This is a genomic window from Methylobacterium sp. WL9 (assembly GCF_008040035.1).
GTDB classification, from domain to species: domain Bacteria; phylum Pseudomonadota; class Alphaproteobacteria; order Rhizobiales; family Beijerinckiaceae; genus Methylobacterium; species Methylobacterium thuringiense.
The window spans coordinates 1-10465 of record NZ_VRVE01000114.1 but is presented as its reverse complement, the minus strand read 5'-3'; the positions used below and the strand labels follow the sequence as shown (position 1 = coordinate 10465).

Sequence of the window (10465 nt, the reverse complement as noted above, 5' to 3'; positions counted from 1 at the left end):
CGCCGCGACGGCGCGGGCGGCCGCGGCGAAGGGCGTGGCGGTCAGCGAGCACGTGGTCGATCTCGCCGACCCTCAGGCCATCCTCGCCCTGCCCGAGGCCGTGAACGGCCGCCACGGCGCGCTGCACGTGCTCGTCAACAATGCCGGCGTGGCCCTCGGCGGACGCTTCGCGGAGGTCGACCTCGCCGACGTCGCCTGGCTGATGGACATCAACCTGCACGCGGTGATGCGCATGACCCACGCCTTCCTGCCGATGCTGAATGCGGCGGGGCCGGCCCAGATCGTCAACCTGTCGAGCATCTACGGCATCGTCGCCCCGGCGGGCCAGGCGGCCTACAGCGCCAGCAAGTTCGCGGTGCGCGGCTTCACCGAAGCGCTTCGCCACGAATATGCGGGCACGCCGCTGGGCGTCACGCTGGTCCATCCCGGCGGCGTCGCAACGGGAATCGCCCGCAGCGCCCGCACGCCCCGGGCCGGCGACGCCACGCTGATCGCCGCCGGGGTCGCTGCGCTCGAACGCAAGCTGACGATGAAGCCGGAAGAGGCGGCCCGGATCATCCTCGCCGGCATCGAAGCCCGCGCCCCGCGCGTCATCGTCGGCGCGGATGCCCGCCGCGTGGCCCTGATTCAGCGCCTGATGCCGGTGCGGTACTGGTCGCTGCTCCGGCGCGCGATCGAGGGCTGATCGACGGACATGGCGAGCCTGCGCGCCCATCTCTTCGACCTCGTGGTGCGCTTCAGCGTGAAGCGCCGGCTCGGGCACGCCCCCGATATCGCCCGCATTCGCGAAGTCTTCGATCAGAACCGCCTCAAACCTTCCCCCAGCGCCGTCTTCGACCCCGGCCAGCTCGGCGGCATCCCGGGCGAATGGGTGCGACCGCGAAAACGCCCCGAGACCGCGCGCCCGCGCCTGCTCTACCTGCACGGCGGCGGCTTCGTCGGCGGCTCGCCGCTGACCCACCGCACGATCACGGCCGCCTTCGCCCGCGCGAATTTCTGCGTGTTCGCGCCGGAGTATCGGCTGGCCCCGGAGCATCCGTTCCCGGCCGCACTCGACGATGTCGCCGCCGCCTGGACGGCGTTTTCGCAAGGCGGCCCGGCCGTGGTGGCCGGCGACTCGGCGGGCGGCAACCTGGCGCTCGCCCTGGTCGTCGAGGCGCGCCGCCGCGGCCTGACGCCGCCGGCCGCCGTCGCCTTGTTCTCGCCGGCCTGCGACTTCCTCAGCCGGGGCGCCTCGTTCCGGACGAACATCCGGCGGGACGCGATGTTTCGGCCGGATTGCCTGGCGAACCTCGTGCCGGCCTATCTCGGCGATGCCGATCCGCTCGATCCGCGCATCTCGCCGGTGGAGGCCGACTTCGCCGGGTTCCCGCCCCTGCTCCTGCACGCCGCCGAGCGCGAGCTGATGCGCGACGATTGCGTGGCCCTGGCCGAGACGGCGCGGGCAGCCGGCGTGCGGGTCGAGCTCGCCCTCTGGCCGGTGGTGCCGCATGCCTGGCAGCTCGCGGACAACTACGTGCCGGAGGCGCGCCGCTCCATCGAGGCCGCCGCCGCCTTCCTGCACCGGGAACTCGCAGGCGCGACGGCGGAGGCGGCACGCGAGCCCGTCCCGTGAGTGACCTGCCTGAGGACCGTTTCGGCGATGCCGTCATATCGATATGCGTCGATCCCGACCGATGGTCGCGATCGACGCGTCCGGCGGACGCCCGCCGCCGCGCAGTCGCGCGGGCGAAAGGCGATCGAGCCGGGCTCATCGCCATTCGGTATAGGCGCCGACAGTGACGAAGACCGGGAAACGGGCCTGCGCGCTTTGACCGCCCTCCCCGCCCTGCGCCCGCCCTATCTCCTCCGGTCGAGACGCCGAACGCGGTAAGGAGACCATCATGCCCCTGTCCCGACGCTCGCTCATCGCAGGCGCCGCCGGCGCCGGCCTGCTGCCCCTGGTGCGGTCTCCCGCGCATGCCGCCCAGACGGAGACGGATCTGCTGATGCGAAAAATTCCCTCGTCCGGAGAGGGGCTTCCGGCGATCGGCATCGGCACCTCGCGCCGCTACGAGGTCGAGCCGACGCCGGACAAGATCGCGCCCCTGCGCGAGGCGGTTGAGCGTTTCGTGGCTCTCGGCGGGCGGGTGATCGACACCGCGCCGAGCTACGGCACCGCCGAGGACGTGCTGGGTCAGATCCTGCCCCAGGGGGGACTTCGCGAAAAAGTGTTCCTGGCGAGCAAGGTCTCGGAACGCGGCAGGGAAGCCGGCCTCGCCCAGATCGAACGCTCCTTCCAGCGTATGAAAACTAGCACGATCGACCTGATCGCGGTCCACAACCTCGTCGATACCGACACCAACCTCGCGACCCTGCGCGACCTCAAACAAAAGGGCCGCATCCGCTACGTCGGCGTCACGGTCTGGCTCGACAGCCAGTTCCCGGACCTGGAAGCCGTGATGAAGCGCGAGGCCCTGGACTTCGTGCAGGTCAACTACGCCATCGACAGCCGGCGCGCCACCGAGCGTATCCTGCCGCTGGCAAAGGATCGCGGCATGGCCGTGATGGTCAACGTGCCCTTCGGCCGCGACCGGCTGTTCGGCGCGGTGAAGGGCAAGCCGATCCCCGACTGGGCCGCCGCCTTCGGCTGCGCGAACTGGGCGCAGTTCTTCCTGAAATACGTGCTGGCGAACGAAGCCGTGACCTGCCCGATCCCCGGCATGGCCAAGGCCGCCTACGTCGAAGAGAACGTCGGCGCCGCCAAGGGCGGTCTGCCCGACGCCGGCGAACGCAAGAAAATGGAGGCCTTCATCGATGCGGTTTGAGTTCTTTCGTGTTCGTTCGTGGTTTCTCGCCCTCGCTGTGCTGACGGGTTGCCTCGCGCAGCCTGCCCTCGCCCAATCTGAGACGCCCGCCAAGAAAATCGGGATCATCGGAGCCGGCAATATCGGCAGCACGTTCGGGACGTTCTGGGTCAAGGCCGGCTACGACGTGCTGTTCGCCTCGCGCCACCCCGAGGAACTGAAGCCCCTCGTCGAAAAGCTCGGTCCGAAGGCGCATCTCGGTACGCCGGCCGAGGCGTTGACGTACGCCGACGCCGTGTTCCTCGCGGTGCCCTACAAGGCCTATCCCGAATTCGGGAAGGAACACGCGGCCGCGCTCAAGGGCAAGATCGTGATCGATGCCGGCAACGCCACGGCCGCGCGCGACGGCGAATTGCGGGCCGAGGTCGACCAGAACGGCATCGGCGTCACATCCCAAAAATACCTGCCCGAAGCCCGCATCGCGCGCGCGTTCAACGCGGCGAACTTCAAGGTCTTCGAGAAGAACACGGGCCGTCCCGCGCCGCGCATGGCGATCCCGATCGCCGGCGACGACCCGAAGGCGGTCGAGACGGCGCGCACGCTCGTCTCGGACGCCGGCTTCGACCCGGTGGTCGTGGGTGCACTCGATGCCGCGAAAAAATTCCAGATGGGCCAGCCCGGCTTCGGACTGGAACTCACCGCGCCTGAGCTGAAGGAAAAGCTCGGGGTCGCGCCTTGAGCGACGGCGCGGCGACGCGCCCTCCCCTGCTGGCCCGCCTCGTCGACCTGAGGGCCGGCGAAGGCCCGGCCCTCGTCTGGTCCTGGGCCTACATCTTCGCGATCCTGGCGAGCTACTACATGCTGCGCCCGATCCGCGACCAGATGGGCATCGCCGGCGGCCTCGAGAACCTGCCCTGGCTGTTCCTGGCCACGCTCCTCGGCATGCTGGCGCTCAACCTGCCCTTCGCCTGGCTGGTGAAGCGCCTGCCGCGCGCCCGCTTCGTGCCCCTGACCTACCGCTTCTTTGCCGGCAATATTATTTTGTTCGCCGTGGCAATCTATTGCGCGGGACCCGACGGCGCGGTCTGGGTCGGACGCGTCTTCTTCGTCTGGCTGTCGATCTTCAACCTGTTCGTGGTCTCGATCTTCTGGGCCACCATCGTCGACGTGTTCTCCACCGAACAGGGCAAGCGGCTGTTCGGCTTCATCGCCGCCGGTGCGACGCTCGGCGCGATCAGCGGCTCGGCGGTGACGGCGACGCTGGCGAGCCACGTCCCGACCTGGGCGCTGCTGATCGCCGCCGCCCTGCTCTTGGAAGTCGCCGTCTTTGCCATGCGCGGGCTGGCGCGATTGTCCGAGCGCCTTCACGAGGTCCCGAGCGCGCGCGCCGTCGAAACCATCGGCGGCAGCACATTTGCCGGCATCCGGCGGACCTTCGCGTCGCCCTACCTCCTCAACATCGCGCTGTTCCTGCTGCTGTTCTCGATCACCTCGACCTTCCTGTATTTCGAGCAGGCCGGCATCGCCAAGCGCAGCTTTCCCGACCGCGCGGCGCAGACGGCGTTCTTCGCCAGCGTCGACCTCGCCGTGAACCTGCTGACGCTGGGCGTGCAGCTCTTCCTCACCGGCCGCATCACCAAGGCGATCGGCGTCGGGCCGACCCTGGCGCTGCTGCCGGCGGCGAGTGTTCTGGGTTTTGCCGCGCTCGCGGTCTCGCCGAGCCTTTTCGCGATCGTGGGCTTCCAGGTGCTGCGGCGGGCCGGCAACTTCGCCATCGCCCGGCCGGTGCGCGAGGTACTGTTCACGGTCGTGCCGCGGGAGGACCGCTACAAGGCCAAGGCCTTCATCGACACCGTGGTCTACCGTACCGGCGACCAGATCGGCGCCTGGTCCTTCGCCGGACTCGGCGCGCTCGGGCTGTCCGGCGCGGTGGCGATCGTGGCGGTGCCGCTCTCGCTCGCCTGGTTGCTCAACAGCCTCTGGCTCGGCCGGGCGCAGGTGCGGCGGCAGGCCGAGGCCGAGGGCGATCCCCTCAGCGCGCCGCCCGCCGGAACGGATACAGGAACTGCCGCCAGTAGCCGCGCGGCACCGGGTGGCCCTTGATGCCGTAGCCCTTGGGCCAGCGGCCCTCGGGCATGTGGTGGGTGCCGAACAGCCGGTCGATCATCGGAAAATGGATCGCGAAGTTGACGTCGATCGCCTCGCGCTCCTCGCCGTGATGCCAGTGGTGGAAGCGCGGCACCACCACGAGCTTTTCGAGCAGGCCGAAGCTGCCGGCGATGTTGGCGTGAATGAAGGACGAGTAGACGTAGACGATCAGGATGTAGGCCTGGATCGCCGATTCCGAAAAGCCCAGCACGAACATCGGCGTGGCGGTGAGCCCGCGCAGCACCACGATCTCGACGAAGTGCATCCGGGCCCCGGCGATCCAGTCGAGGGACTTCGCCGAGTGATGCACTGCATGGAAGCGCCAGAGCGCCGGGATGCGGTGGAACATCCGGTGGACCCAGTACTGCACGAAGTCCGTGAACAGCATGATCAGGGCGAGCTGCACCAGCCAGGGCAGGCCGCCGAAGAAGGCCTGGATCGTCCCGAGATCGGTATGGCCGCTGACCAAACGCGAGGGCGCCAGCGTCAGGAAGGTCAGCACCTGCACCAGCAGCGACGAGACGAAGTAGTAGAACAGATCCTCGCGCCATTCCTCGCGCAGCAGCACCTGGGCGCGGTTGCGCGGAAACAGCCGTTCGAGGGGCACGAACAGGAAGCCCATGAACAGCACGTTGAGCACGAAGAAATCGAGCCCGAGGAAGGCGCCTTCGAGCTTGAGCGAGGCATGGGTCGGCAGGCTGCCGACGAACGAGGTCAGGAGCGTCGCGGCCATCGCCGTGAAGCCCAGCGTCTTGTCGGGGCGTAAAGCCAGGCTGAGTGCCGAGAGGACGTAGGCGGTGATCAGGACGAGGTAGAGGACGGGGCGAAAGAACGCGCTCTCGCGCACCATCGCCAGTTCCGGTGTGGTGAGCAGGTCCGGATTGCGCAGGGCCACCACCATCAGGAAGGCGACGACGGCGCAGAGCAGGGCCGCCGAGCCCGAGAGCCAGCCCGAGCCGAAGGGACGCTCCAGGCGCGGGCGCTCGAGTTCGGCCGCGAGATTCGCCAGATAGGTCTTCAGCATCGCGCCCTCCCCCGGCCCGGATCGTCGGGCCTCCTCGGTCCGAAAACTTCGGTCGTGCTGTCTTCGCGTCAGAGTTGGGCGGTTCGGCGGCGCGGCGAGACCGGGGCGATCACCCTGCTATCCGACATGCAGCGCGAGCCGGGTCGTCGGTGCGCTCGACCCGGTGGCGCCGGCAGATCGGCGAGGAAATTGCCGGCGAAAAGGTTCAGCGGCGGCCGAACAGGCGTTCGATGTCGGAGAGCTTCAGCGTCACGAAGGTCGGGCGGCCGTGGTTGCACTGGCCGGAATTCTCGGTGCTCTCCATCTCGCGCAGCAGCGCGTTCATCTCCTCCGCGCGGAGCCGTCGCCCGGCCCGGATCGAGCCGTGGCAGCTCATCCGCGACAGGATGGCGTCGAGCCGCCGGCTGAGCGGGTCGCCCGCTCCGATGGGACCGCCCTCCTCCACGCCGCTCGATTCCAGCGCGTCGAGGACGTCGAGGACGAGGTTCCTGACCGAGCCGCCGCTGAGCGCGGCGGGAACCGCCCGCACCAGCACCGCGCCCGGTCCGAACGCCTCCAGCGACAGGCCGAGCCGTTCCAGATCCTCGGCCGCCGCGATCAGCCGGTCGGCCTCGGCCGGCGCCATCTCGACGACGTCGGGGATGAGGAGCCCCTGACGGCCGATGCCGCCCTCGGCGCGTTCGCGCTTCAACCGCTCGTAGACGAGGCGCTCATGCGCCGCATGCTGGTCGACGATGACGATGCCGTCCGCGGTCTGCGCGACGATGTAGGTCTCGTGGAGCTGGGCGCGAGCGGCGCCGAGCGGGTGGTCGACCACCTGCTCCGGCAGCTCGGCGCTCTCGCGAAAATCGGCGCCGGGCGGGGCGAACTCGGCGGAAAACAGCGCCTGCGGGGCGTCCGAAAAACCGCCCGGGCCGCGATCCGGCGCGCGGTAGCCGGGTGGCGCGGCGAAGGAGGGCGTTGCGAGGCGGTGATGGCCGGCTCCGGCCGGCCGTGGGAAGGCGGAACCACCGGAATGCACCGAAAAGCCCCCTGCCCCGCCCGGCCGCAGGGCATCGAGCGTGCGCGCCGCGCCGGTGGTGGCGGAGCGGGCGCCGACCCGGCGCAGGCTCTCGTGGATCGCGCTGACGACGAGGGCGCGCACCAGCCCGGGATCGCGGAAGCGCACCTCCGTCTTGGCCGGGTGCACGTTGACGTCGACGAGGTCCGGCGCGCAGACCAGCGCCAGCGCCAGAACCGGGTGCCGGTCGGAGCTCAGGGTGTCGGCATAGGCTCCGCGCACCGCGCCGAGCAGCAGCCGGTCGCGCACCGGACGGCCGTTGACGCTGAAATGGATGTGGCTCGCCGCGCCCCGGTGGAAGGTCGGCAGGCCGATATGGCCGTCGAGGGCAAAGCCTTCGCGGGCCATGGACAGCGGCACGGCGTTCGGCGGGAAATCCGCCCCGAGCACCGCGCCGAGCCGGCGCAGGAAGGCGGCCGGCCCCGGCTCGCTCTCGGCGGGAAACACGACCGGGCTGCCGCTTTCGGTGCGCAGGGTGAAGCGGATCCCGGGCTGCGCCACGGCCAGCCGCCGCAGGATCTCGGAGATCGCCGCGGTCTCGGCCCGGTCGGATTTCAGGAATTTGAGCCGTGCAGGGGTCGCCGAGAACAGGTCGGTCACCTCGATGCGGGTGCCGCGCGGACCCGAGGCCGGGCGCAGGGGCGCCTTGATCCCGGCATCGACCACGAGGTGGGCGCCCGCGCCGTCCTCGGCCCGGCGCGAGGTGATGGCGAGCCGGGCCACCGCGCCGATCGAAGGCAGCGCCTCGCCGCGAAATCCGAGGGAGACGATCCGGCCGAGATCGCCGTCGGGCAGCTTCGAGGTGGCGTGGCGCTCGACAGCGAGGTCGAGATCCTCCGACCCCATGCCGTGGCCGTCGTCGATCACCCGGATCAGGCGGCGCCCGCCGGCCTCGATCGCGACCTCGATGCCGGATGCCCCCGCATCGATGGCGTTCTCGACGAGCTCCTTCACGACCGAGGCCGGCCGCTCGACCACCTCGCCCGCCGCGATGCGGTCGACGAGGATGGAGTCGAGGCGGCGCACCGAGGCGCGGGGAGGCAGGAGATCGAGGGGGGCTGACATGATCGGTACCGATCATAGCCCCTCCCCCGGCGGCCTCAAGGGAGATGGCCGGGACGCGTCCGCGTGCGGCCGTCATACTGACACATCGCCGCCGTCATGCGAGAGGACGGAGCAGCGAGACCCGTCAGGCCCTCACCGGGCGCGAAACGACACCCCGAGAGGCACGCCAGGAATGGCGAAATTCCACTTCGTCGAAGATTACGAGCGCTACGTCCGCCAGCTCATGAAGCGTCATCCCCTCGACGAGGCGATGAGCATCGCCGTCGGCGGACGCTACGACGAGATCGGCCGGACCGAGTGCGCCATCATGCGCCATGCCGGCTTGCGGGACGGGCACCGGCTCGTCGATTTCGGCTGCGGCAGCGGTCGCCTCGCGGTGAGCCTCGCCCGCGAGGTCCGGATCGATTATCTCGGTCTCGACGTGGTCAAGCCGCTCATCGACTACGCCCGCACGCGCTGCCCCGCCGATTACCGGTTCGCGCTCAACACGACGCTGGCGCTGCCGCCGGAGAACGCGTCGGTCGACTATTTCGCGGCGTTCAGCATCTTCACGCATCTCCTGCATACGGAGACCTACATCTACCTCGAGGAGATGCTGCGCTGCCTCAAGCCCGGCGGGATGGTGGTGTGCTCGTTCCTCGAATTCGCCATCGGACCGCACTGGGAGGTGTTCTCGCAGACCGTCGAGCAGCAGCGCATCAGCATGGTGCCGCATCTCAACCAGTTCACCGAGCGCAACCAGATCGCGCTCTGGGCGGAACGGCTCGGCTACGCCTCGGTCGACTTCATCGACGGGACGTCGGCGCCCTGGCCGTCGGGCGAGGTGCTCGGCCAATCCATCGCCCTGCTGCGCAAGGCCTGACGGCCGGCGCCCTCACGACGCGGCCATCGCCTCTTCGTCGTGGCGGCTCTCGCCGAGAAGGTCGGCGAGCTGGGTGCGGGCCCGGCTGACACGGCTCTTCACGGTGCCGACCCGGCAGTTCAGGATCGCGGCGGCCTCCTCGTAGGTGAAGCCCTCGGCGCCGACGAGCAGAAGCGCGTCGCGCTGCGTCGCGGGCAGCCGCTCGAGCTTGCCGTAGAGGCTTTTCAGCGCGATCGCGTCCTCCTGGACGGCGAGGGCCGTCAGGCCGGCGGCATGGATGCCGTCGGCATCCTCGACCTCGCGCTTGCGCTTGCGGATCTCGGAATAGAACAGGTTGCGCTGGATGGTGAACAACCAAGCGATCAGCCGCGTGCCCGGCTCGAAGCGATGGTGGTTCATCCAGGCCTTGAGCATGGTCTCCTGGACGAGGTCGTCGGCCCGGGTCGCGTCGCCCGTCAGCGAGAGCGCGAAGGTGCGTAGCGGCGGCAGCGCCCGCATCAGCCCGTCGCGGAACTCGTCCGTCACCGACTCGCCGCGCGAGGCCAGGGCGTTCTCGAAGGCCGAGAGCAGCCCGGCGAGCCGGGCCGGCATGCCGTCGTCCCGCGGCAGCGCGAAGTAATCCTGCAAGGGAACGCGCAGGTGCTCGCGGATCGTCACGGGGCCGGGAACCCTCACCTGGGGCTCGGCCTCGGGTGAGATCTGCTGGGCGCGGATGGCGGTTGCTGTCACGATCGCGAAAAGCCCTTGCTCTTATGCCACCCTGAAGTGAATGCCCGTAACATTCTGAGCGAAAGATGAACGCGAGCAGGGCGGTTTGGGGCGTTTCGGCATGATTGCCGGGATGTTTCGGCAAATCCGAGACCGGCAGCTCCGGCAGCGCGGCGGCCTATCTCGAAACGGAGCGCGGATGCGTGCGGCCGAGATCGGCCGGCACGGTTTTCGACGGTTCGGCCGCGGCGCGCACCACCGGAGCTCCGCAGGCGGCCATCAGCGCGTGCAGGCCCTCGATCCATTCCTCCGCCTCGGCCAGAGTCGCCACGTCGTCGCGCCGGTAGATCCTGTCCGGCGCCATCGTGGCGACGACGCTGAAGCGTCCGTCGGTCGCGTCGAGGATCTCGTAGGTGACGGTCAGCGGCATGAGCGGTAGGGTCTGGCTCCGGTGCGAGGGAGGGCATCCTGCTCAACAAGAGCAAGGATCGTGCTCCGGCCAACCTATCGCGCGCACGATCGAATTGGAAGCAAACGGCTTTCGCGCGCCTGCAGGGCCGGGCCGACGGCGCCCCGGATCCGACGTTGACCGGCCATTAACTACGTTCGGTTTAGCTCCGTTAACCACGGTTCTCCCGATGGGCCTGCGGCAGGGGCCGCCTGCCTCGAACCGCCCTGCCCTTCAGGCCGACGGAGCGACGTCCACCCGTGACAGGCGAGCGGCCCATCGCAGGAGCGAGGATTCGGCGCGTCGCGGCGCGCCGGCTCACGCTCCTCCTCGCCGGCACGGCCCTGACCGGCCTGCTCGGCGG

General features: G+C 69.7%; 10 protein-coding genes. 6 read left to right on the top strand and 4 right to left on the bottom strand.

Features of this window, described 5'->3' with window-relative positions; all coding sequences use genetic code 11:
- The 5 genes from FV217_RS20700 to FV217_RS20680 all read left to right on the top strand — a co-directional run.
- Window positions 1–685, top strand: a 685-nt coding sequence (locus FV217_RS20700; RefSeq protein ID WP_147820249.1) for an SDR family NAD(P)-dependent oxidoreductase, incomplete at its 5' end; no start/stop codon positions are given.
- A 9-nt stretch (window positions 686–694) separates the two neighbouring features.
- Window positions 695–1615 carry an alpha/beta hydrolase gene (locus FV217_RS20695; protein WP_147820247.1) on the top strand — a complete coding sequence of 307 codons (921 nt, stop codon included), beginning with the start codon at window positions 695–697 and terminating at the stop codon, window positions 1613–1615.
- A 268-nt stretch (window positions 1616–1883) separates the two neighbouring features.
- Window positions 1884–2807: an aldo/keto reductase gene (locus FV217_RS20690; protein ID WP_147820245.1), complete on the top strand. Its 924-nt coding sequence runs from the start codon at window positions 1884–1886 to the stop codon at window positions 2805–2807.
- A complete protein-coding gene (locus FV217_RS20685) occupies window positions 2797–3525 on the top strand; it encodes an NAD(P)-binding domain-containing protein (protein WP_147820243.1) in 729 nt (242 codons plus the stop codon). The genes FV217_RS20690 and FV217_RS20685 overlap by 11 nt, the downstream gene beginning before the upstream one ends.
- Window positions 3522–4889, top strand: a complete 1368-nt coding sequence (locus FV217_RS20680) for an MFS transporter (RefSeq protein ID WP_238232084.1) — start codon at window positions 3522–3524, stop codon at window positions 4887–4889. The genes FV217_RS20685 and FV217_RS20680 overlap by 4 nt, the downstream gene beginning before the upstream one ends.
- Here the strand turns inward: FV217_RS20680 and FV217_RS20675 are convergent.
- Window positions 4819–5958 (bottom strand): sterol desaturase family protein, encoded by a 1140-nt coding sequence (locus FV217_RS20675; protein WP_147820242.1) that lies wholly within the window; start codon window positions 5956–5958, stop codon window positions 4819–4821. The genes FV217_RS20680 and FV217_RS20675 overlap by 71 nt on opposite strands.
- A gap of 205 nt (window positions 5959–6163) precedes the next feature.
- On the bottom strand, window positions 6164–8083 hold the full coding sequence (mutL, locus tag FV217_RS20670; protein WP_147820240.1) for a DNA mismatch repair endonuclease MutL: 1920 nt from the start codon (window positions 8081–8083) through the stop codon (window positions 6164–6166).
- Between the two features lie 172 nt (window positions 8084–8255).
- Between mutL and FV217_RS20665 the strand changes: the two genes are divergently transcribed.
- On the top strand, window positions 8256–8945 hold the full coding sequence (locus tag FV217_RS20665; protein ID WP_147820238.1) for a class I SAM-dependent methyltransferase: 690 nt from the start codon (window positions 8256–8258) through the stop codon (window positions 8943–8945).
- 12 nt (window positions 8946–8957) lie between these two features.
- Here the strand turns inward: FV217_RS20665 and FV217_RS20660 are convergent, their stop codons facing one another.
- On the bottom strand, window positions 8958–9674 hold the full coding sequence (locus tag FV217_RS20660) for a sigma-70 family RNA polymerase sigma factor (protein WP_306424638.1): 717 nt from the start codon (window positions 9672–9674) through the stop codon (window positions 8958–8960).
- Between the two features lie 157 nt (window positions 9675–9831).
- Entirely contained in the window at window positions 9832–10083 is a 252-nt protein-coding gene (locus FV217_RS20655) for a hypothetical protein (protein ID WP_147820236.1), read from the bottom strand.
- Between the last annotated feature and the right edge of the window lie 382 nt (window positions 10084–10465).

Excerpts from the sequence above, each read along its gene's own strand:
- FV217_RS20685 (WP_147820243.1), top strand. The coding sequence starts at position 2,797 with ATGCGGTTTGAGTTCTTTCGTGTTCGTTCGTGGTTTCTCGCCCTCGCT.
- FV217_RS20695 (WP_147820247.1), top strand. The coding sequence starts at position 695 with ATGGCGAGCCTGCGCGCCCATCTCTTCGACCTCGTGGTGCGCTTCAGC.
- FV217_RS20655 (WP_147820236.1), bottom strand. The coding sequence starts at position 10,083 with ATGCCGCTGACCGTCACCTACGAGATCCTCGACGCGACCGACGGACGC.
- FV217_RS20675 (WP_147820242.1), bottom strand. The coding sequence starts at position 5,958 with ATGCTGAAGACCTATCTGGCGAATCTCGCGGCCGAACTCGAGCGCCCG.
- mutL (WP_147820240.1), bottom strand. The coding sequence starts at position 8,083 with ATGTCAGCCCCCCTCGATCTCCTGCCTCCCCGCGCCTCGGTGCGCCGC.
- FV217_RS20665 (WP_147820238.1), top strand. The coding sequence starts at position 8,256 with ATGGCGAAATTCCACTTCGTCGAAGATTACGAGCGCTACGTCCGCCAG.
- FV217_RS20690 (WP_147820245.1), top strand. The coding sequence starts at position 1,884 with ATGCCCCTGTCCCGACGCTCGCTCATCGCAGGCGCCGCCGGCGCCGGC.